This window comes from Sphingomonas sp. BK069, from assembly GCF_014193405.1.
GTDB lineage: Bacteria > Pseudomonadota > Alphaproteobacteria > Sphingomonadales > Sphingomonadaceae > Sphingomonas.
The window spans coordinates 1-26,937 of record NZ_JACHZH010000002.1 but is presented as its reverse complement, the minus strand read 5'-3'; the positions used below and the strand labels follow the sequence as shown (position 1 = coordinate 26,937).

The window sequence follows — 26,937 nt, the reverse complement described above, 5'->3', positions numbered from 1 at the left end:
CTCCCCTCTCGATGCTGTATCAGGCTGTTCTCGGATTTGCTCGAAAACGTCTGGAGGGAGGCGGGCAGGGTGCGTTCAAGACTTCTTCGGAAGTCGTTGGCGGGCACGTGTTCATCAGCAGAACGGGTTGAAGGGCATGCATGTACGTCGGCGGGGCTGGCGAGATCGTAGCCTCGGGGAGTCACAGGGTGATTGCTTAACCGTCGTTGTGGCAAGGGTCGCCGATGATGGACTCGGTAGGATTGGCAGGCCTGGACGAGGCGGAGCGGCTGACGAGCCTGCTGAGCCTCGGCATCCTCGACACGCCGCCGCAGCATGACTTTGACGAGGTGGGGCGCCTTGCGGCGCTGGCCTGCGGTACTGGCAGCGCGGGCGTCACACTGGTCGATGCCGACCGGGTCTGGTTCAAGTCGCGGCTGTGCGTCGACGTGTCCGAGGTGCCGCGTGAGCAGGCGTTGTGCAGCCTGGAAATTGACCGCGCCGAACTCCTGGTCATTCCCGACACATGGCTCGACGAGCGCTGCGCCGGCAACCCGCTGATCGAAGGCGAGGGCGCCATCCGCTTCTACGCGGGCGCTCCCCTCTTCTCGTCCTCCGGTCACTGTGTCGGGCGCCTATGCGTGTTTGATAGCGAGCCGCGCGAGGGGCTTACCGACGGTCAGCGCGAGGCACTCCGCGGTCTGGCGCGAATCGCTACTGAGCTCATGGACACCAGCCGGTTCCGCCAGATCGGGAGGGTGGCGGCGAAGGTCGCGGACGTCACCTCCGATGCGATCCTGTGCGCCGACGCCAGAGGCTGCATCACATACTGGAACGCGGCCGCCGAGACCATGTTCGGCCACACGGCGTCAGTCGCGATCGGCGCTCCGCTCGACATCATCATGCCGGGCGAGTTCCGAGGCGCGCATCGGAATGGCTTCGCCCGGGCAGCGGCTGGCGCACCCATGACGCTTGCCGGGCGTCCCGTCGAGCTCACCGCGACGAGGGCGGACGGATCGTCCTTTCCGATCGAGCTGACGCTCGGCCGCTGGCACGACGGTACGTCGTTCGCCTTCGCCGCGATCATCCGGGACGTGACGTCGCGCAAGATGCTGGAGCGCGAGCGCGAGCAAGCCCGCATGTTCCTCGACACTGTGATCGAGAACCTGCCGGCGATGCTGTTCGTCAAGGACGCGGAAAGCCGTCGCTACCTTCTCATGAACCGTGCTGGAGCGGAGATCGCGGGCAGGCCTCAGTCGGACTTCGCAGGGCAGACCGACGGCGAGCTCTTCCCGGGTCAGGGTGAGGTCTACGAGGCTAGGGATCGCGCCGCCGGAGCGGCGCCCGGCGTGCACGTCTTCGAGAGCGAGCACGTCCGAGCGGACGGGCAGCGCTTCAGCCTGCGCACCAAGCGGCTCGTGATCGACGCGCCCAACGGTGACGGACGCTACCTGCTCGGCATGACGGAGGACGTGACCGAGGCCCGGCGCGCACAGGCCGAGGTCCGCCGCATGGCGGAATACGACTCCCTGACCGGCCTACGCAGCCGGGGCGGCTTCGTCGACCGCGTGGAAGCGTTGGCGGGCGCCGGAACGCCCTTCACGCTGCTCAGCGTCGACCTGGACCGGTTCAAGGCGGTCAACGACCAGTTCGGCCATCTCGCCGGCGACGAGGTGCTCGCCCAGGTGGGCGCTCGCCTTGGCGAGCTCGCCAGTCGCGGTGATCTGGTGGCCAGGGTAGGCGGTGACGAGTTCGCGATGATCCTTGTCGGTGCCGAGGCAATCCGGCGCGCCGGCGAGCTGGCGCCACTGATCGTCGCCGCCATGAGCGAGCCCTTCCCAACCGGCCGTGCCCGGGCCTTCGTCGGTGCCAGCATCGGTGCTGCGTCTTGTCCGGGCGACGGCAGGACCGCCACCGAGGTGCGGCAGGCCGCCGATCTGGCGCTGTACCGGGCCAAAGAAACAGGGCGCGGCTCGGCGTGCTTCTACAGCGCGGCGCTCGACGCCTCGCTGCGCGACCGCCGTCAGCTCGAGCAGGCGCTTCGACATGCGCTCGACGATGACGGCATCGAAGTCGCCTATCAGCCGGTCTTCGAGGTACGGTCCGGCAGGGTCGCCAGCTTCGAGGCGCTGGCGCGCTGGCGGCACCCCTCTCGGGGTTTGGTGTCGCCCGCTGACTTCGTTGCCCTGGCGGAGGAGTGCGGCCTGATCGAGGCGCTCGGGACGCGTGTCCTCCACAAGGCCTGTCTGGAAGCCGCCGGATGGGACGCGGCCGTCCCCGTCGCCGTGAACCTCTCGCCACTCCAGTTTCAGACGGGCAGGCTCTGCGACACGGTGCGACAGGTCCTCGCCGAGACTGGGCTTCTGCCGGGAAGGCTGCAGCTCGAGGTCACCGAGGGGCTGCTCATCCGCGACGTCGAGCGCACGTTCGAGCAGCTCGAGGAGCTGCGCGGCTTCGGCATCAGGATCCTCATGGACGACTTCGGCGTAGGCTACTCGTCGCTCAGCTACTTCCAGCGCTTCCGCTTCGATAAGGTCAAGATCGACCGATCATTCGTCAGCGCCGCGCCCGCCGAGCTGGCGGCGCAGGCGATCATCCAGGCGGTGGCGCAGGTCGGCGCCAGGCTGGGGATGAGCGTCGTCGCGGAGGGCGTCGAAACTGAGGAGCAGCTCAGGATGCTTTCAGACCTCGGCTGCACTCATGTCCAGGGCTACCTGCTCGGTCGCCCGTTGCCCCGGGAAGCGGTTACGGCCTTCCTGAGCGCCGGGACAGCTCTCGCGGGCGGCAGGAGCGATGCTCACTCGTCAGAAGAGTTCCAGGTCGTTGCGGCCACCGGGTGTGCGTAAAGCGCTAGGCCTACGCGATGCCGGCGGACGGAGAGAACCGTCGGGACGATGTGCGGTGTTCGCGCGGTAACAGGCAGGACGGCACCTAATTAGAGCCAGGATGCCAGTGCTAAAACGACACATCTAGACGGATTGCAGTGCTCTCCAGCGGCTCGTTCGTCGGCCGATTGCCGGAAACGAACAAAGCTGACGTCGCGTCACCAGCCAGCGCGTTGCTGGCATCAGGGTCGGCCCGGGCGAAGATACCTCCCCCTCGTTGGTGTCAATGACCTCTGCGGACTTTCGCTCCGAACGTAGCCTCGCAACGTGCTGGAGCACCAAATCGCTTGCAATCGGTGGGGAGGAGCTCGACGCTCAGCTTCCACTTAAGTAAACTTAATATTCGCCACTCCATCGCAACCTCGAGCGCCATCAGGCCCGGGGCCTCGCCCGGTGCTCGCATCGCATTGCCTTCCGGCAAATCGAGCACTGCCAACCGCATCGACGTCAGGCGATTGGCACCGGCGTAGAGCAGGTTCGTCTGCAGAACGGCAGCCTCCGGGCTGCCAATGGGCTGGTCGCCCGAGCCGCTCTGGTGGGCGATCGCGGTAATCGTGCCATCCTTGGTCGTACCAATCCGGATACGCTGACGGGTAGCAGGACGGTGCGTCGTGTTGTTCGCCATAAAAGGCCGGCTCATGGCGACCTTGACCGGACGACCGGCTGCCTTTGCACCGAGTGCTGCCAGCACCGCATCGCTTCGCAGGAAGAGCTTCCCGCCAAAGCCACTGCCGATGTACGGCGACAGGAAGGTGACCTTCTCCTTGGGCATGTTGAGCGTCGTGGCAAGATCGGTGCGGCCCCAGTCGATCATCTGGTTCGACGTCCACACCGTCAGCGCATCGCCATCCCATGCCGCGATCGATGCGAACGGTTCCATCATCGCATGGCTGTGATCCGGCGTCGTATATTCGGCGTCGAGCTTCACCGCTGCCGATGCGAAAGCCGTTTCGAACTTGCCGACGCGGTCCTCACCCTTGCCGGGTTTGTCCGCATCGGTCAGGGGCGCCGTCTTCAGGGCCGCATCGAGATCGAACCGGCCGTTGGTGCGTGCATAGTCGACCCGCACCAGTGCGGCAGCGGCCCGTGCCTGCTCGAACGTCTCTGCGACGACGACGGCGACCGCCTGATGGTAATGATCGACATCCGGGCCGGCCAACAGCTTGACGGTGTTGTACTTACCCTTGCCGAGCTTGCCCACGTCGGCCGCGGTCACGACCGCGACCACACCGGGTGCTGCCTTGGCGCTCGCTGTATCGACCGCGTTTATGCGCCCCTTGGCGACCGCGGCGCCCACGACATAGCCATAGGCAACGTTCTCGATCTCACGATGATGCTCATAGGCATACGGCGCGGTGCCGGTGGTCTTGAGCGGGCCATCGATCCGGCTTCTGGCCTGCCCGACGACCTTCATGCGATCGATCGGGTTGGTTGTAGCGGGCGTTTCGAACTTCATGGGATTATGCCTTCGCTTCGGCGAGGACGGAGGCGAGCGCGCGTGTGGCGAGCGGCAGCTTGAATGCGTTGTCCTTTGTCGGCGTTGCGCCCTGGAACGCGCGCGCCGTCACCGCAGCGGCGCCGCGCGGTAGCAGGGCATCGGCCGCTTCGACACGCCAGGGGCGGGGGGCGACGCCACCAAAGGCGACGCGTCCGGTGCCGTCGGGCTGGATCACCGCGGCGACCGACACGAGTGCGTAGGCGTAGGACGCGCGATCGCGCACCTTCTCGTAGAATTGCTTCCCGCCCAGCGGCTTCGGCAACGTGACCGCGGTGATCAGTTCGCCCTGCTTCAGCACGGTGTCCTGTTCAGGCTTGTCACCCCACAGCCGATGGAAATCGGCAATCGGGATCGAACGGCGCTGACCGGTTGCATCGACGGTCTCGACGACCGCGTCCAGCACACGCATGGCAACGGCCATGTCGCCAGGGAACGTTGCGATGCAGCTGTCGCTGACGCCGATGACGCCGAGCTGGCGTGAATATCCGCCGATAGCGGCACAACCCGACCCCGGCTTGCGCTTGTTGCACGCCATGTTGGTGTCGTAAAAATACGGGCAGCGCGTCCGCTGGAGCAGGTTGCCCGCGGTCGACGCCTTGTTGCGCAGCTGGCCTGACGCGCCCGCGACGATCGCACGGTCAGCACGCCATAATCGCGGCGGACGCGCTCGTCGGCCGCCAGATTGGTATTGGTGACCAGCGCACCGATGCGCAGGCCGCCTTCCCGCGTTGCCTCGATCTTGTCGAAGCCGAGATCCTGTACGTCGACCAGATGGGTCGGCGTTTCCACCTCGATCTTCATGAGATCGAGCAGGTTCGTGCCGCCCGCGATGAACTTGGCGGCCAGATTCGCGGTGACGGCGCGTGCCGCTGCGCTCGCATCCTTGGCGCGCTCGTAGGTGAAAGCTCTCATGCCTTTGCTCCAGCGACTTCGGCCATGGCTTCAGCGATGTTCGAATAGGCACCGCAGCGGCAGATATTGCCGCTCATGCGCTCGCGCATTTCGACGTTGGTCGCGGTCGGCTTCGCGGTCAGGTCGACCTGGACGTGGCTGGGGACACCGCGCTTGATCTCGTCGAGCATCGCGACTGCGGAGCAGATCTGACCCGGCGTGCAATAGCCGCACTGATACCCGTCATGCTTCACGAACGCCGCCTGCATCGGATGCAGCTTGTCGGGCGTGCCCAGGCCCTCAATCGTCGTGATCTCGTCGCCCTCGTGCATCACCGCCAGGCTGAGGCACGAATTGATGCGAACACCGTCCACCAGGACGGTGCAGGCACCGCACTGGCCATGGTCGCACCCCTTCTTGGTGCCGGTGAGATGCAGATGCTCGCGTAGTGCATCCAGGAGTGTCGTGCGCGGATCCAGCGACAGCTCGCGCCGCTCGCCGTTCACCTTGAAACGAACCGGCATTGCGGGCGTGGGCGGGGAGGGGGCGATGGCCTTCGGCGCACCGGATACAGGAGCGGCGACAAGCGCTGCGGTGGCAGCGCCAGCAGTCAGCACGCCGCGGCGCGATAGCTCCAGTTCGGAGGTCTCCGGCATGGGTAAGTGTCCTTCCTGCCCGGTGCATCACCGGACGTTTATTCAGCCAGCGGCCGTCGTTCGACCAGCGGCAACGCCGCGCAGCTGTTATAACGCGCGCGGTTCGCAATCGCGCGCTGACTGATGCTCAATGAAACGGTGCACTCCACTCACTGACCACCCGACTTGCCGGGTTGCAGCGGCCTCTTCATAGGCTTGAACAACTTGCGCCATGACCGAGAGAGCAAGTGTGCGGGAATCAAGTGACGCTGCAAGAAGACCTACAGGGCCAACGATACGCTCGACGGCTGCTCTCTCTCTCCTCCGGCCGCCAGCAGACGCCGTTGACGCTCCTCATGGGTCTTTCGGCTTCCCATGGCGCCAATAAAGAAGGGTTCGCCGTCGATCGCCTGAAGTAGCAGTGCGGTCTCCCAATCATGGTCGTGAAACAGCGTCACGACTGCCGTCCAACGATCAATCGTCAAATGCTCGGAGCGGTCGAGAGTGCGCAGAAGGTGCGCTTCAATGCCACGGCTGCTCGCCTCGTCGACGAGACTGCTTTGTGGCGTCAGAATAAGGGTTTGTGCGCCATAGGCCGTCGCGGCGTCGTGGAGCGCCATCGGCTCGGCACCGTGCCCGAGAATGGCGACGCGCAGGTCCGGGTCATGCCGGACACGGAATTCACCATCGATCCATCCAGCTTCGTCCATTCGAGCTGCCGGCGCAGCGCCGAAGCCCCCGCTCTCCGTCAATCGAAGCGTCACAGGTCGGCGCGTCTCCAGCATCGCGATAGCCGCTGTTAGCTGGTCGATGGCGGGCAGCGGGGTGAACAGAAGGTCGATGCCGCCCCCGCAGGGCAGCCGGATGTCGATGTAGCGCGAACCGGCACCGAAGCGCACGAGCCGTCCCCGTCGGGCGGCGAGCACATCCAGCGCCTCAGCGATAACCGCTGCCTCGACGCACCCGCCTGAAAAGGAGCCGACCGCAGTGCCGTCTTCCGCAACTGCCATATGCTCACCGGGTGCCCGGGCGGCGCTACCGGTGACGTCGGTCAGCGTCACCAGCACGGTGCCTTCGCCGCGGGCGGCTCGATCCGCTAGAAAGCGAAGGATAGGCAGCGCCTGCTTCATGGGCTCAGATGATGCCCATGCGTTTGTCGAGCCGCGCGACCGCCAAGGCCGACAGGGTGGCAAGTACAAGGAGCCCAGCACTCGCCAGGAACTCAGGCGCGGGGCCCGCGGCATCGAACACGATGCCGCCCCCTGTCGCTCCAAGCGTGATCGCGAGCTGCACGATAGCGACCATCAGCCCGCCACCAGCTTCCGCGTCACCTGGGACGGTGCGGGCGAGCCAGGTCCACCAGGCCACCGGTGCCGCAGTACCCACGAAACCCCAGATGCCGAGTAGCAGGGCAACCGTAGCAGTCGAGCTGCCGAAGAGTGCCAACGAGACGGCAACCGCCGCCATGACCGCAGGGATAGCGATCAGCGTACGGTTGAGCCCGGTTTCGATGACGCGACCGATCACCAGGGTGCCAATGAAGCCAGCGACGCCGATTGCCAGCAGCAGCCCAGAAAGCATCGAGACGCTGACATGCGTCACCTGCTCGAGGAAGGGACGAAGATAGGTGAAGAGCGCGAACTGGCCGACGAAGAGCAAGGCCACGGTAATAAGCCCGAGAAGGACCGCAGGACGCTTCAGAAGCGCGAACATGCCGCGGGCGCTACCCTTGGTCGTCACCACAAGGGCGGGCAGGCTTATTGCCTGCCAGACGATCGCGGCAACGGCGACGGGCACGACGCAGAAGAAGGCGCCACGCCACCCGATCAGGCCCCCCATGAAACTGCCTAGCGGCGCCGCGATCACCGTCGCGAGAGCATTGCCGCCGTTCACGATCGCAAGCGCCTTGGCAACCGACTGCTCCGGAACCAGCCGCATGACCACCGACGTCGACATCGACCAGAAACCGCCGATCGCGACCCCGAGTAGCGCCCGCCCGCCCATCAGGATGGCGTAGTTCGGCGCGAAGGCCACGATCGCGCCGGAGACGACCAGCAACGCGGTCAATCCGAGAAGGGCCAGACGTCGATCCAGCGTGCCCAGAACAGTGGTGAGCGACAAGCTGGTAACGACCGCGAACACGCCCGAGATGGCGATGGCCTGACCGGCTTGCCCCTCGGTCAGCGCCAGGGTCCGGGCGATCGGGCTCAGCAGGCTGACGGGCATGAACTCGGACGCGATCAGCACGAACGTGCATAGCGCCATCGCGTAGACAGCACCCCAGCGTGCGGGTTTGTTGTCGTGGCCGGCTAGACCGGTCGATGCCGTGGCGGCGAGGCTCACCATGATCGTCTTTTCCTGTTGTCTCGGGGGCGCCCGAACCTGGCATGTGAGGGGGAACACAAGCGCAAGGTTCGGGCGCGCGCGGCCCGTGTCGGGGGAGGACGGGCCGCGTACACGGTGGATCTAGGTCGCGGTCGCTGCAGCAACAATCCGGTCGCAGGTCCATGCAGCAGTGAGCGTTGCTCAACACTGCAGCGTCACGTCAGCTTTCCGGGTAATGAACCCGGTAGCGCAGCCACACGATACCGCTGCTGAGAATTACCTGCTCTTCGAGCGTCAGACGGGTGAGGGGAAGGAGGTCTGCGCCAGGCCGCTCGGTACCATCGAAGACCGCCGCCGCGCCGGCGCTGCCGTCTATGGCCGGGACGATCATCAGGCTGATCGCATCGATCAGCCCGGCTTGTAGGAACGCACCATTGATATGTCCGCCGCCTTCAAGAAGAAGGTGGTCGATACCAAGCTGATCGCCGAGCGTCGCGATCGCCTGCTCGAACATCAACTCGTCGACCCCGGCGAAAAGATAGCCGACGCCATTGCCGCGCAGGCCCGCAAGGTGAGCGTCGGATACCTGCTCCGTCAGCAGAACGACGATCGGATCGCCACCTATATCGGCGCTACCCCAGGCGATCTTGCCGTGGGCGTCCGCGACAACGGCGTAGGCGGATGCGTCAGGTTGAGGCAGCCACGCCTCGCGCGGAAAACTCAGGTCCGTTTGCGGGGGATAGGCTTCGCCTTTGGCAAACTCCTGCCCCGTGACGCGCCCGACGATCCATGACCCGCCGCCAAGCCGGTCGTGAATTCGATCATAGGCTTCGTGGGAGTGGGCATCGCGAGGCGACCAGCGTTCGGGCAAGATACGGCCATCAAGGCTGCTCGCCATGTGGCAGGTAATCCGTGGTCGCATTGAAGATCCTCGCGTTCGCGCCGGATCTGATAACTCACCATCCGAGCTCTCGCGGCATGATGCATTCGCAACGCTACGTTGAGATCGGGTCATGGAAGCATGGCGAGAAGCAGTCGTTCTTTGCTCCTCTCGGCACCGCAACAGGCGGACGCCGGTCCATTCGTCCAAAGGACAACTCATGCCGAACGCTGCACGCTTCACTGATAAAGTTGCTTTCGTCACCGGCGCCGCGAGCGGCATTGGTCGCGCCGCGGCAGTCGCTTTTGCGGCGGAAGGTGCGAAGGTCGCGATTCTCGATTGCACCGTCGATGCTCTCCAGGAGGTCGAAGCTGCTGTGCGCAACGCCGGGAGCGGCGAGGTGCTGACGATCGCAGCCGACATCTCGACGCCGGAAGACGTCGAAGCGGCGGTCAAGAAGGTCGTCGACACATTCGGCCGCCTCGATGTGGCCTTCAATAACGCGGGTGTCGAGAACAAGGCGTTCCCGGTCGCGGAGATCCCGCTGGAGGAGTGGGATCGCATCCTCGACATCAACCTGCGCGGCACGTTCGTCTGCATGAAGCATGAGCTCGCGCAGATGGTGGCGCAGGGCAGCGGCGTGGTGGTCAACACGTCCTCAGGCGCCGGGATCAAGGGTGTTCCTGGTGGCGCCGCCTACGCGGCGTCCAAGCACGCGATCATCGGCCTCACGAAGTCGGCCGCGCTCGATTATGCCAAGCAGAACATCCGGGTGAATGCGGTCCTGCCGGGCAACATCGAGACACCAATGATGGACCGCTTCACCGATGGCGACATCCAGAAGGCGATCGATCTTGAGCCGGTCGGCCGGCTCGGCAAGCCCGAGGATGTCGCCGAGGCGGTCCTTTGGATGTCGTCGAATATGGGCGGCTTCGTCACCGGCTCGGCGATCGTCGTCGACGGCGGTTGGTCCCTCTGATCATGCGAGCGCGAGGAATGCCGGTCGGGATAATGGGGCGGTGCAGACCCATGGAGGCGGACCTTGTCGAAGGGCCCTAAAATCCTGTCGGGTCGCAACGCGACGCGATTCTGCCTGGCCAACGACGTCACCCACCCGACTGCGACAGGATGGAGCCCGGCCATGATGACTATCGGCGATCATGGTAAGCCATGGTGCTTCGGGGCATCGGTCACCTGATCTATTGCAGACGACCGATCGAAAGTGAGACGGACGCATAGGCCCTCTACGCTGTGAGGTATAGTGCAGTCCGCCTGATGCAGGGCGGCAATCGCAGCCACGAGTGCCAAGCCAAGCCCCGCGCCTTCTGTGTTGCGACTGGCATCCCGCCGGTAGAAGCGTCGAAACACCTTCTCACGTTCATCGAAAAGAATGCCGAGACCGTTATCGCATATTTCCGCCAATGCTTCGGCACCAACGATATGCAGGCGAGAGACGATATGGGCTCTGTCAAAGCTAATGCACCTGCGGAGCTGGCCGGGCTAGGAAAGTGGCATGCTCCGCCCGCGCAAGCCAGCCAGTCCGTTCCGCTACTTCAACTCGTCGCCGGAGGTGATCCGGCTGGTGGTGCTGATGTACGTGCGCTTCCCGCTGTCGCTGCGGAACGTCGAGGACCTGCTGTTCGAGCGTGGGATCGACATCTGCCACGAGACCGTGAGGCTGTGGTGGAACAGGTTCGGCCCGCTGTTCGCCGGCGAGGTGCGGCGGCAGTGCACGAGGCACATGCGCGGCTTTCGTCATTGGCGCTGGCACCTGGACGAGATGTACGTGAAGCTGAATGGTGAGATGGTCTACCTGTGGCGAGCGGTGGATCACGAGGGCGAGATCCTCGAGAGCTACGTCACCAAGACACGCGACAAGAAGGCTGCGCTCGCCTTCATGAAGAAGGCGCTCAAGCGGCACGGCTCGCCTGAGGCGATCACCACCGATGGTCTACGCTCCTACGGCGCTGCGCTGAGCGAACTCGGCACGCGCGAGAAGCAGGAGGTTGGCCGCTGGGCCAACAACCGGGTGGAGAACTCGCACCTGCCCTTCAGGCGTCGAGAGCGAGCGATGCTGCGCTTCCGGCAGATGCGCACCTTACAGAAGTTCGCCTCGGTTCATGCCAACGTCCACAACCACTTCGATCACGAACGCCACCTTGCCGACCGCCAGACCTACAAGCAGCGCCGCTCCGCGGCGCTAGCTCAGTGTCAGGCGCTCGCCAGCTGATCCGACGCGAGCCGAGGGCGAGATGCATCGTGTACAGACGAGTTCGCGTTAGACTCACAGCACCTACTGGCGTGCTCGCCCGGTAGGTTGAGCGGGCGCGTGGCTGCTTGTTCCCGCCGATGAACAAGCGTCCATTCTTGGCGGCGGCAGCGAACCGCGCAAACGGCGGATTGTGGGTCAAATTGGCTGTTGAGCGATGAGTTTTCGACATCAGCCAGTACCGCTCAAGTGACGGCTGATGTCGAGGCTCGTCGTTTAAGAAACGGGGACGCCGCCCGTGGCAGCTACGACGTTACCAGACATGTAGCTGCCCTCAGATGAGGCGAGCAGCACATATGCGGGAGCAAGCTCCGCTGGCTGCCCGGCACGCCCGATTGGCGTATCCTGCCCCAGCGTCTGCAATTTCTCCGGCGTTTTGGCAATTGGCTGAATGGGAGTCCAGATCGGGCCAGGCGCCACTGCGTTCACGCGGATCCCTTCACTGGAAAGAAGATTGGACAGGCCCACCGTCAGGCTCGATATCGCGCCCTTCGTAGCAGCGTACACGACCATGGTCTTGTTCGCGACCTTGGCCTGCTCGCTGGTCGTGTTGATGATGGCAGAGCCTGGCTTCATGTGCGGCGCGGCTGCCTTCGCGAGGCGGATCATGGCGAAGACGTTTGCAGCGAAGGCGCCTTGCATTTCATCGTCGTCGATGCTGTCCAAACCCTCGTTCATGGTCTGAGCCGCGGCATTGTTGACGAGTACGTCGACACCTCCGAGCTCGGCGACCGTTCGTTCGACAATGCTCGCGCAATGATCCCGGTCACGAATGTCTCCCGGAAGCAGAAGACAATGCCGCCCGGCTTTCTCGACCCAGGCCCGGGTCTCCTCCGCGTCCACCTGCTCGTCGGGAAGGTAGGATATCGCGACATCTGCACCTTCGCGAGCATAGGCGATCGCCACGGCCCGCCCGATGCCTGAGTCCCCGCCGGTGATCAGCGCAATCCGATCCTTGAGCAATCCCTTGCCGACATAGCTGTCCTCGCCGTGATCGGGCTTGGTCCGCATCTCTGCCGTTAGGCCGGGACGCGGCTGTTGCGGCTCGTCAGGAAAGCTGGTCGGATGGCTGATGCGCGGATCGTCGGTCATTTCAGTTCCTGCTGATGGAGTGAGCAGGGAACGGTCGACGAGCGGTTACGTGCCGAGGCAGGCAGCCCCGTTGATTAGCAAGGGCCTCAGGGCAGCGATGATGAAACGACGTCCCAACCTGGCGTAGCTGGAAAGGCCGCCCGGGTGTCTGCTGGAATGGGTCGACGAGCTGACCATCACTCCGCCGCAGCCCACACTCTGGCTTGATGCGCGCCAATGCCGGCCAAGACGCCGGCCGCGGACGCAAGCGTGGCATTATGCATGGGGGTGGCAGCGTCCCCGGCAGCCCATACGCCTTTGACGGAGGTGGCTCCCCACTGATCGACCTTGATGTAGGGGCCGGTTGGTCCGTCCTCATGATCGCATCCGAGAATAGCGGCCAGCGAAGTCGTGGGTGTCGTCTGGGGCGCTGTGAAGATTGCTGCGACGTTCAGTATTCGCCCGTCCGCCAGGCGAACACCATCGAGTCCGGGTGCTTCGCCGAGCAGCTCGACGATGGGCGTGCGCTCGATTGCCACGCCCCGCGCGGCGAACGCCTGGAGCTCGGCCGGCTCGGGCTCGAACTCTCCTTGCGTGAAGTAGGTGGTGGGTCCCCAGTCCGGGATCAGCAATGCCTGGTGCGGCGACATGGGATTCGCGGCCAGCACGGCGAGCGGCAGGTCGCGTACTTCGTAGCCGTGGCAGTAGGGGCAATGCAGCACGCTCTCACCCCAGCGCTCACGCAAGCCCGGGATCGAAGGCAACGTGTCCGTCACCCCTGTGGCGAGCACGAGACGTCGGGCGCGCTCGTCGGCGCCAGACGAGAGGCCCACGGCGAAGCCGTCATCGATCGGCTCGACCGCGCTGGCCTCGCCTGTCCGGATCTCCACCGTCGAATAGCGTAGAAGCTGAGATCGAGCGTCACGTAGGATCGCAGCGGGAGGCCGGCCATCCTGACCCAGGAAGCCGTGGGCTTCGTCGGCGAACCGGTTCCGCGGCAGCCCGGCATCGAGCACCAACACCTTCTGTCTCGCCCGGGCAAGCTGCAGGGCAGCGGACAGGCCGGCGAAGCTGCCGCCAACAACGATCACGTCGTACATATTGAGCCTTTCAGCGCACTACGGGTGTTACATGACGTACGCCGCAAGCTTTTGCAACAGCTAAAGTCACGTGATAGGGAGGGCTCAGGAGGATCGATGCTGTGGACGCCCGCCTGTCGAGAATGCTGCACCTGCTGATCCACATGGGCCGCATGGGCGGACCACTGACATCAGATGCAGCGGCCACGATGTTGGGAACGAACCCCGTCGTCGTCCGCCGAACAATGGCGGGGCTGCGCGACGCGGGCTACGTCCGCTCGGTGAAGGGCCATGGCGGCGGATGGTCGCTGATCAGGCGTTTGGACGATATCACCATGCTCGACGTCCACCGAGCGCTGGGAGAAAACCGCATCTTCGCGCTCGGTCCAGCTGACCCGACGGCGACCTGCCTGGTCGAGCAAGCGGTCAACGCATCACTCGAAGGTGCGCTGCGTGAGGCAGAAGCGCTGCTCCTGCGGCGTTTGGATGAGGTGTCCCTTGCGAGCATCGCTGCGGATTTCGACCACAGGCTCGCCGAGTTGCCGGACTTAGGCGAGACTGAAGCGAGCAGCCGTCGTACTTCGAGCGACTAAACGGCGGACAACCAATAGACCTTATTGGTGACCGCCCGGGGGTCACATGCGAGACCTCTAATCGGCAGGCTCTTAGGACCGCCCAAAAGCCTTGAGCACCGCTCTGTTTCGACGTTCGAACTCGGAAGGCGGGCAGGGAGCTACGAAAGACGGCTCTGTCAAGGCTAATGCACCTACGGAGCTGGCCGGGCTAGGAGGGTGGCATGTCCCGCCCCCGCAAGCCAGCCAGTCCGTTCCGCTACTTCAACTCGTCGCCTGAGGTGATCCGGCTGGTGGTGCTGATGTACGTGCGCTTCCCGTTGTCGCCGCGGAACGTGGAAGACCTGCTGTTCGAACGCGGGATCGACATCTGCCACGAGACGGTGAGGCTGTGGTGGAACAGGTTCGGTCCGCTGTTCGCCGGCGAGGTGCGGCGGCAGCGCACGAGCCGGATGCGCGGCTTCCGCCATTGGCGCTGGCACCTGGACGAGATGTACGTGAAGCTGAACGGCAAGATGGTTTATCTATGGCGAGCGGTGGATCACGAGGGTGAGGTTCTCGAGAGCTACGTTAACAAGACCCGCGACAAGAAAGCAGCGCTCGTGTTCATGAAGAAGGCGCTCAAGCGCCACGGTTCGCCCGAGGCGCTCACCACCGACGGTCTGCGCTCCTACGGCGCTGCTCTGAGCGAACTCGGCACGCGCGAGAAGCAGGAGGTGGGTCGCTGGGCCAACAACCGGGTGGAGAACTCTCACCTGCCGTTCAGGCGACGAGAGCGGGCGATGCAGCGGTTTCGCCAGATGCGCACGTTACAGAAGTTCGCCTCGGTTCACGCCAACGTCCACAACCACTTCAATCACGAACGCCACCGCGTCGACAGACAGAGCTACAAGCAGCGCCGCCCCGCGGCGCTGGCAGAGTGGCAGGCGCTCGCCAGCTGATCCGACGCGAGCCGAGGGCGAGGTGCATCGTGTAGAGACGAGTTCGCATTAGACTGACAGCACCCCCTAGCGGCATCACGCTTCGATGTTGGTGAGCACCGCATTCAGGAGGCCAGGGAAACGCCGCTCGAACTCGTCACGACGAAGGGTGTTGATCATCTCGCGCCCGACCTGGACCGTCTCGATCAGTCCAGCGGCGCGAAGCACCTTCAAGTGATTGGACAGGGTGCTCTTGGGAATGGCGTCACACGGAGCCGCACCCGTGCAGCTCAATCGCTCGGCTGCCGCCAGCCGCGCTATCATGCTCAAGCGGTTGGCATCAGCCAGCGCATGCATCGCCAGATCGAGCGGAACGTCCTCAAGCCGTGGGTGGGTGAAGCGAGGCATGAGGGGGATATAAGAACAATTCATAGTTTTCATATTTCGGAAATATTGAACTATCGCTATCGCAGCCCATCTACCCGCCAGCCGACAGCGCACGATGGTGTGATCGCGGGCAACGTTCTCGAAGGATTTCGCATGTCACTCCAGGGCAAAAAGGCGCTTGTCACCGGCGGGTCGCGCGGCATCGGCGCTGCAATTGCGAAGCGGCTGGCTGCCGACGGCGCGGCGGTCGCGATCACCTACGCCGGCAACAAGGCGGCGGCGGATGCCACCGTGGCTGCGATCGAAGGCGCTGGTGGGACGGCCTTTGCGTTCCAGGCGGACGCCGCCGATCCGGCGTCACAGCGCGCGGGCGTCGAGCAGGCTACCGCGGCGCTGGGCGCTCTCGACATCCTGGTCCACAATGCCGGCGTCGCCGAGTTCTCTGCTGTCGGCGACGATACCGACGAAGCCTTCGATCGTCAGTTCGGCGTCAACGTGAAGGGGTTGCACGTCGGTACCCGTGCAGCGCTACCTCACCTGAATGACGGCGGCCGCATCATCCTCATCGGCAGCGTCTCGGGCGAGCTCGCCTTCCCGGCGACCGCCGTCTACAGCGCGACAAAGGCGTCGGTCGCCGCGCTGGCGCGCGGCTGGGCCAAGGACCTCGCGTCGCGCAACATCCTGGTCAACACGGTGCAGCCGGGGCCGATCGACACCGACATGAATCCTGCCGACAGCGAGTTTGCTCAGCAGATGACCTCGTTCGTGCCACTCGGCCGCTATGGCAAGGTCGAGGAGATCGCTGGCGCGGTGTCGTTCCTCGCCGGACCGGACGCGAGCTACATTACGGGCACCACGCTTACCATCGACGGCGGTGCAGCGGCGTAATGCCGTGAGGTGGCTCTTCCGCTTGGCGGAAGAGCCACTTCCGAAAAAGGCGTGCATACGATTGAGTGTACACGCGCTTGTAGATGAGCAAGCAGCCGAGCGCCATGAGCCGGTCGACCCAAATGGGTGGATAGCGGCCGGTCCGGTTTAGGGCGGTGGGCCGGGAAACCGGCCGTTCGTTCAGCAGGCAGGGAGGGGGCTCGATCGCCGGCCGAGGGTGGAACACTGTCCGTCCGCTATCGGGGGTCGGCCGGGGAAACCGGCCGATCGTTCAGGAGGCAGGGGAGGAGACTTGGCTTCATTCTTGACGAAAAATGGCCCGACAGCTTGGGTCTGCCGGGCCAAGGTCAGTTCCTTGTGGCTGAGGATCTGTGGGTCGCTAGGCACCGGTACGGCACCTCTGGGCGTGCTTACACCAACCTTCCTTACATCAGGCTAATCGATCCTACTCACGGCCGTTGAGCTGACCGCTAAGTCAGCGGAGGCGATCAGCCGAGAGTAAAAGCCATGTCCAATCAATTATCGGTCGGGGATCGGTAACCGGACCTGAACCAGCTGGCGGGGTCGCGCCGACCTCTCCAACCATCAGAGACGGTGTAGCTCCCTCTGTCAGTTGCTTCGGCGCCGCAGTGCTTCATAACGCCTCGCCCGAAAGTTACGGTTAGTGTCCGATGGATCAGCGTACACTTCTACCCTGAGCTGCCGTCGGTTGAAACCTTGTATCCGTTTCCGCACCGATCGCTCCTACCCTGAGCATGGCTTGCTCATGCGTCATATCGGCGAAGGGCGCTGCGTCGTTAGCTTCCTCAATCGCATCGAAAAAGTGTTGATGCGCAGCCGGCGCGATGCTCAGGAGTCGAACGATGTCGGGGCCATCGTTGAAAAAGCTGTGAGACACCTCAGGCGAGGCAATCACGGTCTCGCCGGCGACGCAGCGATGCGTCTGCCCGGCGCCATCGACGAAGCTCAAGGTGCCGGCCAAGACGTAGAAGGCTTCGGTGTAGCTGTGCCGGTGCGATGGTACCTGCTCACCTGGGAACAGCGTCTGCTCGAAAAAGCAGAAGCTATGGCTGGTTTCCTCGGCCCTGGCCTTCCAGACGAGGTGTGCGCCAGCGACGTCGAACGTGCGCCCCTCACGGCGCACCAGCAGGCTATCGTCAGATCTCTCTGTCATGTCACTCTTTCTTTCAACTTGACGATCCACCACCGATTGGCTCAGCGCAATGGTCGGCCCTGCCGCATTGTCTGCCAGAACTTCGGATCGTGCCCGTAAAAGATGCGAACGCCGCCAGCGCGAAGGTCGGCAAGCCTACGCAGCGTGCGCAAACTCTGCTCACGGTCGGCGCTCAATGATGAGACGGTCATGCTGTCGAGTGATTCTTTGAGATAGCAGCAGTCTGCGGCTAGAATGGCATCGCCGTCCGGCAATTTGATCCTGGCGCTCTGATGTCCTGGAGTGTGACCAGGTGTCGGGAAGAGAACCACTGATCCATCGCCATACAGATCATGTTCGCCGTCGATCGCATGAATGGGATGACCGGTGTCCATATCTTGGGGATGGTAGAGCCGTTCGTCCTTCTGCTCCCGGGCATAGGTCAGCTCGCGCGATTGCACCAAGATCGTGGCGTTCGGAATGAAGGCGCTGCCACCAGCGTGGTCTGGATGCAGGTGCGAATTGATGATCCAGCGGATACTAGCCGGATCGACCTCGATCTGGCGAAGCCGCGCGGCGACGTCGGCGCTCTCATCGATCGCGAAGCCCACATCGAGCGGACCAAGGGCCTCATCCACTTGTCGGCGGAAGCGCAGGCCAAGTCCCGTGTCGAACAATGCCCGGCCCTTAGGATGATCGATCAGATAGGCCGTCACCGGCACATGTAGGAAGCTGGCGCCACCGCCCTCGAGAATGAAATCTCTTGGCGCTTGAAAGCTTCCGCACGTCAAAGCAAAGACCTTCAGAGACCAGCCTCCTCCTTCGCTCGCATCATTCCGATCGGCCATGGGCATCGCGCTCTCGTTCTTGGCCGGCACCTCTCGCGCCCCGTCGTTCGGTTGTTTCATAGGAGCCTCGTTGTAATGGTAAGCACGGTTGCGCTGGCGAGCGGTCCGGAGCGGGAAAGGTATTTGCGGAACAAGGATCCGCGAGCGGACATGAGGATTTTCGTGCAGCAGCTACCGATGAAGACGTGGCCGTCCCCGGCTTTATTCCGCCGCCCCGCTAATAATCCTTAGCTGGCGAGCGAAAGGAGGTGCCGCGGCGGAGCGGCGACTCCTTGGCACCACGGCAACCCTGTCGCTGCGGGTAGGCCACGGTCGGCGACCGGCGTGTTCTGCCGCTGGAGCAAAGCCCAGCGAGCGATCCCCTCTTTGCGCGCAAGTCTAACACTATCGTGGCCGCAGGCGCCGCCCAGACGATCGTTGGGCGACGAGTGTTGGATGCGTGCGGCTCAGATCTGCGTCACGCCGCCATCGACGAACAGCTCCGCGCCGTTGATGAAACTAGCCTCGTCGGACGCGAGGAACAGTGCGGCTGCGGCAATCTCGTCAGGCCTTCCGACGCGTCCGACCGGGATCTGGGTAGCCAGAGAGTTTTTGATGTTCTGAGCCTGCTCACCGCCGCCGAACACGTCGGTGAGGCCGACTGTCTCGGTTGGGCCCGGGCTGACGACGTTCACGCGGATGTGGCGGTCCCTGAGGTCCAGGATCCAGCTGCGTGCCAAGTTGCGCACCGCTGCCTTGCTGGCGCCATAGACGCTGAACGCGGGCGTACCCGACGAGCCGGCATTGGAGCTCATCAGCACGATCGAGGCGCCGTCCTTCAGCAGCGGCAGGGCCTTCTGCACGGTGAAGATCGTTCCCTTCACGTTCGTGTCGAACGTCTGCTGATACTGCTCTTCCGTAATCGCGCCGAGCGGAAGCATCGTTCCCCCGCCCGCGTTCGCAACGACCACGTCGATCTGCGCGTGCCGCTGCTGGACCGCGTCATAGACCCGGTCGATGTCGGCAAGCCTGGCCATGTCCGCGCGTACGCCCGTGACCCGGCCGCCGATCTCGCGAACTGCCGCGTCTAGCACGTCCTGGCGGCGCCCGGTGATGAACACCGCCGCGCCCTCGGCGACGAACGCTTTGGCGGCGGCCAGGCCGATCCCGCTGGTGCCGCCGGTGACGACGACCACCTTGTTGTTGAAGCGCTTTGTCATTGTACGTCTCCTTCGTGGTTGCGGCGGAGCGCCGCTGCTGCACGGAGATGCCTCCCGGACGATGTTGCGTGTAGCCGGTCGTTGCTGCACGCAGCGTTCCACGAGAGGAACGCTATGCGGGTGGACCTGAACGATCTGGCGTATTTCGCCGAAGTGGTGAGCCACGGTGGGTTTGCCGCAGCCGGTCGTGCGCTGCGTGAGCCGAAATCAAAGCTCAGTCGACGGGTCGCGGGGCTCGAAGACCGGTTGGGGCTGCGCCTGATTGAACGCTCCAGCCGGCGCTTCCGCGTGACCGAGACTGGCCAGGCCTTCTACGAGCGCTGCCGGGCGATGCTCGCCGAGGCCGAGCAAGCCGAAGCGCTGGTGGTCCAGGCACAGGCCGAGCCGCATGGCCGCATCCGCTTCAGCTGCCCGACGGGGATGATCGCGCCAATATCCGGTCCTATAGCGTCCTTTCTAGCGCGCTATCCGAGAGTTCGGCTGCAGCTCATCGCGACGGATCATGCCGTCGATCTCATCGACGAGCGCATCGATCTGGCGCTGCGCGTCCGCGTAGACCTCTCCACCGACGCCGAACTCACGGTGAGATCCCTGGGACAGTCCTTGCGGATCTTGGTCGCCTCGCCGCAGCTCGGAAGCCAGGTCTCATCACTAGACCAGCTCGCGTCCTTGCCGACCCTATCGACCAACGACGAACACGATCGGGTCGACTGGCATTTGGAAGCCGATGACGGACGGCGCCAGATGATCCGTGTGGAGCCTCGCCTAGGTTGCTCGGCGATGGATCAGCTATTGGCTGCCGCGATAGCGGGTATGGGCGTCGCGTTCTTGCCCGATCGCGTTTGTCGCCCGGCGCTGGAGGCCGGGCGGCTGATCCGTGTGCTGCCTGCCTGGCACGGCCAGATCGGGATCGTGCACTTGGTCTTTACCACGCGGCGGGGTCTGTCCCCGGCAGTTCGCGCCCTTATTGACCATCTTGCCATAGAGTTCGCACCTGCGATCACCGTTGAAGCCATGGCGTGATCCTCGTGGGATGCTCCAGTCCGATCCTCAGCATTAGATCGTCGTCATTCCGCCCTTCGTCTGTCTGCGTCCTCCATCTCATCCTGGATAGGAGGCGGCATCGAGGGGGCGGGCAGGGCGCCCGCAACGATCGCGGTTAGATACTGCGGCGGGTGCCACGACCGAGCAGATGGGAGGCTGCCAATCCCTACGTTGAAAACTCTTTCAGTTTTCACAAACGCGTGGGCCGATCGAGTTCGGCATCACAGAAAAAATGCGGCGGTGGAATAAAGTCGGGTGCATCGACGTCACAGGTCATAACCGCTCAATCGGAGACGACCCGTGCCCGTCCCTCGCTCATCAACGCGCGCATGTGCCGCGCTACTGCTGACCCTCTGCGCCGGTGCAGGGCTGGCGGCATCTACAGCGCCCGAAGGACCGTACCTCACAGAGGTGAACGCCGCCATGGATCGCATGATGAAGGCGATGATGGTGCCGCCCAGCGGCGACGTCGACGCCGACTTCGTGACCATGATGCTCCCGCACCACCAGGGCGCCATCGACATGGCGGTGGCCGAGCTGCGTCACGGCAAGAACGAACAGCTCAAGCGCATCGCGCAGGAGATCATCGTCGACCAGCAGCAGGAGATCGCGGCGATGCAGCTGGCGATGGGGCGGCCGCTGCCGCCATCGCGGCCCGTACCGACGCAGCCTCAGCCCGCCTCTTCGCCTTCCAGGGAGCACTGACATGAACCGCATCCTCCTCTCGGCCGCCCTGCTCGCCAGCTCGGCGGGCGCACAGTCGGCGCCCTGGGCGGCGCCGACCGCGATCGAGCTCCCGCTCGTCGATGACCGAGCAGCGGCACCGGCGACCGGCAGCGCCGCGAAGGTGCAGGCGCCATGGGATCACCGCGACGTTGCGGTCAGCGGCCGCGACCGGGTCTATGCTGCCGAGCAATTCTCGAACACGCTCTCGGTCACCGATCCGGCCACCAACACGCTTCTGGGCGTGATCAAGCTCGGTGACCCGCAGCCGGCCAATTTCAGCCCGCTCTACAAGGGCCAGGTGCTCGTCCACGGGCTCGGCTTCTCACCAGATGGTCGCACCCTAGCGGTGGTGTCGATCGGATCCAATTCGGTCACGTGGATCGACACGGCTACGAACGCCGTCAAACACACCACCTATGTCGGCCGCAGCCCGCACGAGGCCTTCTTCACGCCGGACGGCAAGGAAGTCTGGGTGACTGTGCGCGGCGAGGACTATATCGCTGTGCTCGACCCCAGAACCTACGAGGAGACCGGTCGCATCAAGACGCCTGGCGGACCGGGGATGACGATCTTCTCGCCGGACGGCCGCTACGGCTACGTCTGCTCCTCCTTCAACCCTGAGCTGGTCGTGTTCGACGTGGCGACGCACCGTGAGGCCGGGCGGGTTCAGCAACCCAGCCCCTTCTGCCCGAACATCGCGGCGAGCCCGGACGGCAAGCAGGTCTGGTTCACGCTGAAGGACGTGGGCAAGACGGTCGCCTTCGACGCGCATCCGCCATTTACGATCCGCCAGGTCATCGACACCGGTCCGATCACCAACCACGTCAACTTCGCCAGCTCCGGTAAGGGCCAGTTCGCCTATGTGACGGTCGGCGGCCTCAACCAAGTTAAGGTATTCCGCACCAGTGACTTCCGCCAGGTCGCGACCATTCCGGTCGGCAAGCTGCCGCACGGGGTGTGGCCTTCGGGCGACGGTTCGCGCATCTATGTCGGTCTCGAGAACGACGACAAGCTGGCCGTGATCGACACCGCGACGAACAAGGTCATTGCCATGGTGCCGATCGGGCAGGCGCCGCAGGCGATCGCCTATGTGCCCGGCGCTGTTCCGGACGGCGCGGGCACCGCGCACCTGCAACCGCTGGGTACCGCCGGCGACGCGACGCACCTCACCCTCGCGGCGCGCGGCGATACGGCCTCGGCCGCGACCAGCGTCACGCTGTTCGATCAAGGCGTCGTGCAGGTCCTGCAGGGATCAGTGACCGGTCTGGAGCCCAAGCGCGCCTACGTCATCGCCCTCGTCGGGCGTGCCGACGGTTCTGGCCCGCTGGAGCCGCTCGCCACCTTCATGACCAATCCTGCGGGATCCGCGATCGTCAACACCTCGGGCCCCATCCGCCAGATCGTGGCAGGCACGGCAACGTCGGGTCGGCGCTGGCTGGTCATCGCGGAGAAGAGCGGCACAGTTCCGGGTGCCGTCGTCCAGGTCCAGCGCGACTGAGATGGACGAGCGCGCCGCCCTGATCGAGCCGCTCATCCCCGGTCTGCGGCGCTATGCTCGCGGGTGGCTGCGCGACGCTGCGCTGGCCGACGACATCGTGCAGGACTGCTTGGAGCGCGCCGTCTCGTCTTGGCGCCAAAGGCGCGGTGATGCGGTACGCCCGTGGCTGTATGCGATCCTCCACAACCTGCTGGTCGATCATGGCCGGCGCGCGCCGCGGCGCGCCACGCTCGTCCCGATCGACATGGCGGACGAGGTGGCGCTCGCCGTCCGTGCGGAGCAGACCGACGCGATCGAGCACGGTGATCTGCTACGCAGCCTCGATGCCCTGCCGCCCGAGCAGAAGGCAGTTATCCTGCTCGTATCGGTCGAGGATCTGTCCTACGCGGAGGCGGCGACGGTGCTCGGTATCCCGGTGGGTACGCTGATGTCGCGCCTGTCGCGCGCGCGGGATAGGTTGGCCGAGCTGATCGGCGCTGGCGCGCGTGCCAGATTGCGGAGGGCGAAGTGACGGCTCCTGTCGGTGAGGACGATCTGACCGCCTGGGTCGATGACCGGCTCGCCGTCGAGCGCCGCCCTGTCGTGGAGCGTTACCTCGCTGATCATCCGCATATCGCGGCGCGTCTGCGGCAGCAGCAGAACCAGCGTAGCGCGCTCAGGAGCCTCTTCGCCCCGATCGCCGCGGAGCCGCTCCCTGCCACGATGCGGATCGAAGCGATCGCAGCGAGCCAACGTGGTACGCGGCCCGCATGGTTCCAGGCGGTGGCAGCGGCGCTCCTCCTCGCGGTAGGCTTCGGCGGTGGCTGGGGCGTGCGCACGCGAACGCTGCCGCCGCAGGCCGGGATTGGCGCGCTAGCTCGGGAGGCAGGCTATAGCTACCGGGTCTACGCCTCCGATGCGCAGCGCCCGGCCGAGATGGGTGCCGGTGAAAAGCAGCAGCTCGTCAGCTGGGCGTCACGGCGGATCGGAAGCAAGGTAGCGGTGCCTGATCTCGCGGCCGCCGGCTACCGCTTCGCCGGCGGGCGCCTCGTGGCGACGCCCCACGGGCCGGCGCTCCTGCTGCTCTACGATGGCGCCGCGCGTGCCCGCCTCGCCGTTCTCAGCCGACCGATGGACATCGACAAGGACGCCAGCATGGTCTCGACACGCGACGATGACGTGCAGCAGGTGAGTTGGGCGGACCGCGGCATCGGCTTCAGCGTGGTCGCGCCGAGCGCCACGACGGGGTTGCAGCCGATTGCCGCGGCTATACGAGTTCAAGCTGCGGCGATCTAATGGCAGTTCCAGAACGCAACCAGGAACGCGTCTGAACGAATGTCCGATGTTGATTAGCCGGCCAGGTGGCTTGAGTGACGGCTTGTGGATCGTTGCGGATTGCTCCCTTTCAAGTTGCCGCGGCATTGGATTGATGGCGATCTGAACTACGAGAAGTGGGGAACGCGATGATAGGTGCATTGCTGCTCGCGATTCAGGCTGCTCCTGCGAGCTTCGACGCGGTTGCCGCTGCGCCAAATAGTCACCGCGTCCTGCTTGAGGATGAGAGCATCCGCGTGTTGCGTGTCGAGGTGGCGCCCGGCGTGACCGAAGCCGTTCACGAACATCGTTGGCCAAGCGTGATGTATTTTGAACAACCAGGACCAATCACTTACATCACCTATAAGCTGATCAATGGAAAGCCCGTCGAAACGGAGCGCTTCAACGCGCCTGCGCTTGCTAAGTCGCAGACCGTAAGAGGCGAGCCGGAAGGATTGCACGCCATCACAAACCGTGGATCAGCGCCGTTCGTTGCAATTCGCACCGAGTTCAAGAGCGGTTTTCTGCCTAAGCGCAAATAAGGCACTTCCGTACTGGTGGCCCAAGCCCAGCAAAACCGAAAAGCTACTACAACTCGACCCTGCGATTGGTCGCTGCGCTGTCTTTAACTGCCGCGCCAGTCCGATGAACGAATGACCGAAGTTTGGCTGCGCTTCAAGGAGACTGAATGGCCGTGATCGGGTTCTACGTCAGACAAAGCTGGGGCATCTGATGCTCAGGCCGGGCGATGACCCATCGGTTCGCCGAGGCGCACTTTCCGCTCTGGCTCCCAATCTTCATCGAACGCGATGGTGCCCTGCTCGAACAACATGATCACGGTGGAGCCGAGAAGAAAGCGGCCCATCTCCTCGCCTTTTTCCAGCACGATGTCGTCGTTGGTGTAGTCCCATATTGAGGTTTCGTTGGTCCTCTTGGGATTGACCACTCCATGCCACACGGTCGCCATGCTTCCGACGATCGTCGCGCCGACCAGCACCATGACGAACAGGCCATGCTCCCCTGATGTGAAGGTGCAAACCACGCGCTCGTTGCGCGCGAACAGGTTGGGCACGCCGCGCGCTGTGACCGGATTCACGGAGAAGAGCTTTCCCGGCACGTAGATCATGCGCGTGAGCTTCCCCTCGCAAGGCATGTGCAGGCGGTGGTAATCCTTCGGCGAAAGGTACAGGTTGGCGAAGCTGCCGTGCCGGAACTGAGCAGCCAACGCGGCGTCGCCGCCGAGCAGCTGGGTTGTGGTGAACCGATGTCCCTTTGCCTGAAGGATATGATGATCGTCGATGAGACCGAATTGGCTAATCGCGCCGTCAACCGGACAGACGAAATCGACGTCCGCGATCGGGCGCGATCCCGCTTTGAGGGCGCGGGTGAAGAAGTCGTTGAAACTTCCGTAGCTGCGGACGTCTGCATCGGCAGCTTCGCTCATGTCGACGGCGTATCTGCCGACGAACCAGCGGATCAGCCGCGTGGTCACCATGCTTCCCCGAGCGCCAGCGATGCGCCCCGCAAACACGGTCAGGCGCTGCTTCGGCAGCACATATTGAAGCAGAACCTTCAGGCGATCGGACATTCGAACCTCAAAATCGCGGCACCAACTTTTTAGAGACATCAAACCGCAGGTCGACTCGGTTAAAGGGAAAGTCGCCAAGAGGGTGATCCACCCACATCACGACGGGTGACTGGTCATCGCCATCGATCCTGCTACCGGTTGCACATGCTCAGATTACAGATCAAGCGCCACGAAGCGAGGGTCGAACGCATGTTCGATCGCGTTGCAGCCATAGAAGCGTCGATAGCGGCTCTAGGCGACGAGGATCTGCTCGATCTCGCCGACATCTTTGTCGACAGAGACCCCAGCCCATTGCGCGAGATGACGCAGGACGAAATGCGTCGACGTCATATCAGTTTGTGATGCGACCTCCTTCGCGTTTTCGGCGCCTGGATGGCGCGCTTGCGGACCTTCCGGTCGAGCAGCCAATGCTACTGACTGAACTCGACGGCTTTCTGACCGGGCTGCTTGTGTCCCCGCAAACCGCGCCGGCGAACGAGTGGATGCAGATCATATGGGGACCGGAGACTGAAGGCGTGCCGCCCTTCGAGGATCCGCTCGACGTGCAGTGGTTTGCCTCGGCGGTATTGGCGCGCCAGTCAGAGATCGCCCGCGACCTTGCCCGCGGCAAATTCCAACCGATCCTCGACGTCGACGAGCGGGATCGAGAGCTGCTCTGGGAAGACTGGGTCGGTGGCTTTGCGGAAGCGGTGGCATTGCGGCCGGATGCGTGGAGCGCGCTGGCGAGCGATGGATCTTTGTCGCAGCCGTGGTCGCGCTTGGAGACGCTCATCAAGATTGCCCGCAACGAGAGCGACCTGGACAGCGTGGAGGTTAACGCACTCCAGGACCATGTCGTTAGGGACCTAACAGACGCGGTGCTCCGCCTGTACGCGGTGTCTGATCGTTCTCTGGAAGCGGCGCGCATAGCGCCGTCCACGATGATGGCGGCGAAGATCGGCCGGAACGATCCGTGCCCGTGTGGATCAGGCAAGAAGCACAAGCGCTGCTGCGCCTGAGAGCAGCCGGTGATCGTGCCATGCACACGCGTCGGCGACCGACGTGAGCTACCTCGAGGTCGTCGTGAGGCGGACCGCACCAGCGTGACGCCTCTCGCTCGGCTCACTCGACGGAAGATCGTCGCTGCTCCGGCGTCACGTGATCGATGAAACGTAGCTGCTCGGGTGTCAGATCGGGGAGGCCACAGTTTCGCGTCGACGCTAGGCGAGAAACTTTAGGGTCAGGACCCATTGATGTGAGCGTCGCGATCTGATTCAGGCTCTGCAAGGAGACCCGGATGAGCGACCTGTTTTGGCTGACGGACGATCAG

Annotated in this window: 26 protein-coding genes and 2 pseudogenes; 14 read left to right on the top strand and 14 right to left on the bottom strand. The window is 64.1% G+C overall.

The window, feature by feature from the left end; genetic code table 11:
* The first annotated feature begins 224 nt into the window (after window positions 1-224).
* Window positions 225-2,825, top strand: a complete 2,601-nt coding sequence (locus FHY02_RS08675) for an EAL domain-containing protein (protein ID WP_183921546.1) — start codon at window positions 225-227, stop codon at window positions 2,823-2,825.
* A 388-nt stretch (window positions 2,826-3,213) separates the two neighbouring features.
* Here the strand turns inward: FHY02_RS08675 and FHY02_RS08670 are convergent.
* The 6 genes and pseudogenes from FHY02_RS08670 to FHY02_RS08645 all read right to left on the bottom strand — a co-directional run.
* Window positions 3,214-4,320, bottom strand: a pseudogene (locus tag FHY02_RS08670) (molybdopterin cofactor-binding domain-containing protein); the annotation flags it as partial.
* A 4-nt stretch (window positions 4,321-4,324) separates the two neighbouring features.
* Window positions 4,325-5,274 (bottom strand): annotated as a pseudogene (locus FHY02_RS08665) (FAD binding domain-containing protein).
* Window positions 5,271-5,909 (bottom strand): aldehyde dehydrogenase iron-sulfur subunit PaoA, encoded by a 639-nt coding sequence (gene paoA / locus FHY02_RS08660; RefSeq protein ID WP_183921545.1) that lies wholly within the window; start codon window positions 5,907-5,909, stop codon window positions 5,271-5,273. The pseudogene FHY02_RS08665 and the gene paoA overlap by 4 nt, the downstream one beginning before the upstream one ends.
* A 260-nt stretch (window positions 5,910-6,169) precedes the next feature.
* Window positions 6,170-7,018, bottom strand: a complete 849-nt coding sequence (locus FHY02_RS08655) for an XdhC family protein (RefSeq protein WP_183921544.1) — start codon at window positions 7,016-7,018, stop codon at window positions 6,170-6,172.
* A 4-nt stretch (window positions 7,019-7,022) separates the two neighbouring features.
* On the bottom strand, window positions 7,023-8,234 hold the full coding sequence (locus tag FHY02_RS08650; protein WP_183921543.1) for an MFS transporter: 1,212 nt from the start codon (window positions 8,232-8,234) through the stop codon (window positions 7,023-7,025).
* Window positions 8,235-8,433: 199 nt separating this feature from the next.
* Entirely contained in the window at window positions 8,434-9,135 is a 702-nt protein-coding gene (locus FHY02_RS08645) for a dihydrofolate reductase family protein (protein WP_183921542.1), read from the bottom strand.
* 178 nt (window positions 9,136-9,313) lie between these two features.
* Here FHY02_RS08645 and FHY02_RS08640 point away from each other — a divergent pair, with 178 nt between their 5' ends.
* Window positions 9,314-10,072: an SDR family NAD(P)-dependent oxidoreductase gene (locus tag FHY02_RS08640; RefSeq protein WP_183921541.1), complete on the top strand. Its 759-nt coding sequence runs from the start codon at window positions 9,314-9,316 to the stop codon at window positions 10,070-10,072.
* A gap of 179 nt (window positions 10,073-10,251) precedes the next feature.
* Here FHY02_RS08640 and FHY02_RS08635 read toward each other — a convergent pair whose 3' ends face one another.
* Window positions 10,252-10,533, bottom strand: coding sequence for an ATP-binding protein (locus FHY02_RS08635; RefSeq protein ID WP_409322449.1), 282 nt, complete (start codon window positions 10,531-10,533; stop codon window positions 10,252-10,254).
* 73 nt (window positions 10,534-10,606) lie between these two features.
* Here FHY02_RS08635 and FHY02_RS08630 point away from each other — a divergent pair, with 73 nt between their 5' ends.
* A complete protein-coding gene (locus FHY02_RS08630) occupies window positions 10,607-11,323 on the top strand; it encodes an IS6 family transposase (protein ID WP_183921540.1) in 717 nt (238 codons plus the stop codon).
* 255 nt (window positions 11,324-11,578) lie between these two features.
* Here FHY02_RS08630 and FHY02_RS08625 read toward each other — a convergent pair whose 3' ends face one another.
* Together FHY02_RS08625 and FHY02_RS08620 are read right to left on the bottom strand one after the other, a co-directional pair.
* Entirely contained in the window at window positions 11,579-12,454 is an 876-nt protein-coding gene (locus FHY02_RS08625) for an SDR family oxidoreductase (protein WP_183921539.1), read from the bottom strand.
* Between the two features lie 176 nt (window positions 12,455-12,630).
* Entirely contained in the window at window positions 12,631-13,533 is a 903-nt protein-coding gene (locus tag FHY02_RS08620; protein ID WP_183921538.1) for an NAD(P)/FAD-dependent oxidoreductase, read from the bottom strand.
* 101 nt (window positions 13,534-13,634) lie between these two features.
* Between FHY02_RS08620 and FHY02_RS08615 the strand changes: the two genes are divergently transcribed.
* Window positions 13,635-14,105, top strand: coding sequence for an Rrf2 family transcriptional regulator (locus FHY02_RS08615; RefSeq protein WP_311731808.1), 471 nt, complete (start codon window positions 13,635-13,637; stop codon window positions 14,103-14,105).
* 203 nt (window positions 14,106-14,308) lie between these two features.
* Window positions 14,309-15,025, top strand: a complete 717-nt coding sequence (locus FHY02_RS08610) for an IS6 family transposase (protein ID WP_183921537.1) — start codon at window positions 14,309-14,311, stop codon at window positions 15,023-15,025.
* A 75-nt stretch (window positions 15,026-15,100) separates the two neighbouring features.
* Here the strand turns inward: FHY02_RS08610 and FHY02_RS08605 are convergent, their stop codons facing one another.
* Entirely contained in the window at window positions 15,101-15,412 is a 312-nt protein-coding gene (locus FHY02_RS08605) for a helix-turn-helix transcriptional regulator (protein ID WP_183921536.1), read from the bottom strand.
* A gap of 132 nt (window positions 15,413-15,544) precedes the next feature.
* Between FHY02_RS08605 and FHY02_RS08600 the strand changes: the two genes are divergently transcribed.
* The gene (locus FHY02_RS08600; RefSeq protein WP_183922014.1) at window positions 15,545-16,279 is read left to right on the top strand and encodes an SDR family oxidoreductase; all 735 of its coding nucleotides are present in this window, start codon (window positions 15,545-15,547) and stop codon (window positions 16,277-16,279) included.
* A 676-nt stretch (window positions 16,280-16,955) separates the two neighbouring features.
* Here FHY02_RS08600 and FHY02_RS08595 read toward each other — a convergent pair.
* The 3 genes from FHY02_RS08595 to FHY02_RS08585 all read right to left on the bottom strand — a co-directional run bounded on the left by FHY02_RS08595 (window position 16,956) and on the right by FHY02_RS08585 (window position 19,479).
* Window positions 16,956-17,486, bottom strand: coding sequence for a cupin domain-containing protein (locus FHY02_RS08595; protein ID WP_183921535.1), 531 nt, complete (start codon window positions 17,484-17,486; stop codon window positions 16,956-16,958).
* Window positions 17,487-17,494: 8 nt separating this feature from the next.
* Complete coding sequence (locus FHY02_RS08590; protein ID WP_183921534.1) at window positions 17,495-18,340, bottom strand: N-acyl homoserine lactonase family protein; 846 nt, start codon at window positions 18,338-18,340, stop codon at window positions 17,495-17,497.
* Window positions 18,341-18,726: 386 nt separating this feature from the next.
* The gene (locus FHY02_RS08585; RefSeq protein ID WP_183921533.1) at window positions 18,727-19,479 is read right to left on the bottom strand and encodes an SDR family NAD(P)-dependent oxidoreductase; all 753 of its coding nucleotides are present in this window, start codon (window positions 19,477-19,479) and stop codon (window positions 18,727-18,729) included.
* A 114-nt stretch (window positions 19,480-19,593) separates the two neighbouring features.
* Here FHY02_RS08585 and FHY02_RS08580 point away from each other — a divergent pair, with 114 nt between their 5' ends.
* The 6 genes from FHY02_RS08580 (at window position 19,594) to FHY02_RS08555 (ending at window position 24,582) form a co-directional block, all read left to right on the top strand.
* Entirely contained in the window at window positions 19,594-20,502 is a 909-nt protein-coding gene (locus tag FHY02_RS08580; RefSeq protein ID WP_183921532.1) for a LysR substrate-binding domain-containing protein, read from the top strand.
* Between the two features lie 432 nt (window positions 20,503-20,934).
* The gene (locus tag FHY02_RS08575; protein WP_311721285.1) at window positions 20,935-21,228 is read left to right on the top strand and encodes a DUF305 domain-containing protein; all 294 of its coding nucleotides are present in this window, start codon (window positions 20,935-20,937) and stop codon (window positions 21,226-21,228) included.
* A gap of 1 nt (window position 21,229) precedes the next feature.
* Complete coding sequence (locus FHY02_RS08570; RefSeq protein ID WP_183921531.1) at window positions 21,230-22,747, top strand: YncE family protein; 1,518 nt, start codon at window positions 21,230-21,232, stop codon at window positions 22,745-22,747.
* Window position 22,748: 1 nt separating this feature from the next.
* A complete protein-coding gene (locus FHY02_RS08565) occupies window positions 22,749-23,258 on the top strand; it encodes an RNA polymerase sigma factor (RefSeq protein ID WP_183921530.1) in 510 nt (169 codons plus the stop codon).
* Window positions 23,255-24,022 (top strand): anti-sigma factor, encoded by a 768-nt coding sequence (locus FHY02_RS08560; RefSeq protein WP_183921529.1) that lies wholly within the window; start codon window positions 23,255-23,257, stop codon window positions 24,020-24,022. Before FHY02_RS08565 ends, FHY02_RS08560 begins: the two co-directional genes overlap by 4 nt.
* Before the next feature lie 179 nt (window positions 24,023-24,201).
* Window positions 24,202-24,582 (top strand): hypothetical protein, encoded by a 381-nt coding sequence (locus FHY02_RS08555; protein WP_260172809.1) that lies wholly within the window; start codon window positions 24,202-24,204, stop codon window positions 24,580-24,582.
* 194 nt (window positions 24,583-24,776) lie between these two features.
* Here the strand turns inward: FHY02_RS08555 and asd are convergent, their stop codons facing one another.
* The gene (gene asd, locus FHY02_RS08550) at window positions 24,777-25,628 is read right to left on the bottom strand and encodes an archaetidylserine decarboxylase (RefSeq protein ID WP_183921528.1); all 852 of its coding nucleotides are present in this window, start codon (window positions 25,626-25,628) and stop codon (window positions 24,777-24,779) included.
* 144 nt (window positions 25,629-25,772) lie between these two features.
* Here asd and FHY02_RS08545 point away from each other — a divergent pair, with 144 nt between their 5' ends.
* Window positions 25,773-25,970: a hypothetical protein gene (locus tag FHY02_RS08545; RefSeq protein WP_183921527.1), complete on the top strand. Its 198-nt coding sequence runs from the start codon at window positions 25,773-25,775 to the stop codon at window positions 25,968-25,970.
* Window positions 25,970-26,626, top strand: a complete 657-nt coding sequence (locus FHY02_RS08540; protein WP_221198577.1) for a UPF0149 family protein — start codon at window positions 25,970-25,972, stop codon at window positions 26,624-26,626. Before FHY02_RS08545 ends, FHY02_RS08540 begins: the two co-directional genes overlap by 1 nt.
* The last annotated feature ends 311 nt before the right edge of the window (window positions 26,627-26,937 follow it).

Coding starts and splice junctions, on each gene's coding strand:
- FHY02_RS08675 (WP_183921546.1), top strand. CDS start 225: ATGATGGACTCGGTAGGATTGGCAGGCCTGGACGAGGCGGAGCGGCTG.
- paoA (WP_183921545.1), bottom strand. CDS start 5,909: ATGCCGGAGACCTCCGAACTGGAGCTATCGCGCCGCGGCGTGCTGACT.
- FHY02_RS08655 (WP_183921544.1), bottom strand. CDS start 7,018: ATGAAGCAGGCGCTGCCTATCCTTCGCTTTCTAGCGGATCGAGCCGCC.
- FHY02_RS08650 (WP_183921543.1), bottom strand. CDS start 8,234: ATGGTGAGCCTCGCCGCCACGGCATCGACCGGTCTAGCCGGCCACGAC.
- FHY02_RS08645 (WP_183921542.1), bottom strand. CDS start 9,135: ATGCGACCACGGATTACCTGCCACATGGCGAGCAGCCTTGATGGCCGT.
- FHY02_RS08640 (WP_183921541.1), top strand. CDS start 9,314: ATGCCGAACGCTGCACGCTTCACTGATAAAGTTGCTTTCGTCACCGGC.
- FHY02_RS08630 (WP_183921540.1), top strand. CDS start 10,607: ATGCTCCGCCCGCGCAAGCCAGCCAGTCCGTTCCGCTACTTCAACTCG.
- FHY02_RS08625 (WP_183921539.1), bottom strand. CDS start 12,454: ATGACCGACGATCCGCGCATCAGCCATCCGACCAGCTTTCCTGACGAG.
- FHY02_RS08620 (WP_183921538.1), bottom strand. CDS start 13,533: ATGTACGACGTGATCGTTGTTGGCGGCAGCTTCGCCGGCCTGTCCGCT.
- FHY02_RS08610 (WP_183921537.1), top strand. CDS start 14,309: ATGTCCCGCCCCCGCAAGCCAGCCAGTCCGTTCCGCTACTTCAACTCG.
- FHY02_RS08605 (WP_183921536.1), bottom strand. CDS start 15,412: ATGCCTCGCTTCACCCACCCACGGCTTGAGGACGTTCCGCTCGATCTG.
- FHY02_RS08600 (WP_183922014.1), top strand. CDS start 15,545: ATGTCACTCCAGGGCAAAAAGGCGCTTGTCACCGGCGGGTCGCGCGGC.
- FHY02_RS08590 (WP_183921534.1), bottom strand. CDS start 18,340: ATGAAACAACCGAACGACGGGGCGCGAGAGGTGCCGGCCAAGAACGAG.
- FHY02_RS08585 (WP_183921533.1), bottom strand. CDS start 19,479: ATGACAAAGCGCTTCAACAACAAGGTGGTCGTCGTCACCGGCGGCACC.
- FHY02_RS08580 (WP_183921532.1), top strand. CDS start 19,594: ATGCGGGTGGACCTGAACGATCTGGCGTATTTCGCCGAAGTGGTGAGC.
- FHY02_RS08570 (WP_183921531.1), top strand. CDS start 21,230: ATGAACCGCATCCTCCTCTCGGCCGCCCTGCTCGCCAGCTCGGCGGGC.
- FHY02_RS08565 (WP_183921530.1), top strand. CDS start 22,749: ATGGACGAGCGCGCCGCCCTGATCGAGCCGCTCATCCCCGGTCTGCGG.
- asd (WP_183921528.1), bottom strand. CDS start 25,628: ATGTCCGATCGCCTGAAGGTTCTGCTTCAATATGTGCTGCCGAAGCAG.
- FHY02_RS08545 (WP_183921527.1), top strand. CDS start 25,773: ATGCTCAGATTACAGATCAAGCGCCACGAAGCGAGGGTCGAACGCATG.
- FHY02_RS08540 (WP_221198577.1), top strand. CDS start 25,970: ATGCGACCTCCTTCGCGTTTTCGGCGCCTGGATGGCGCGCTTGCGGAC.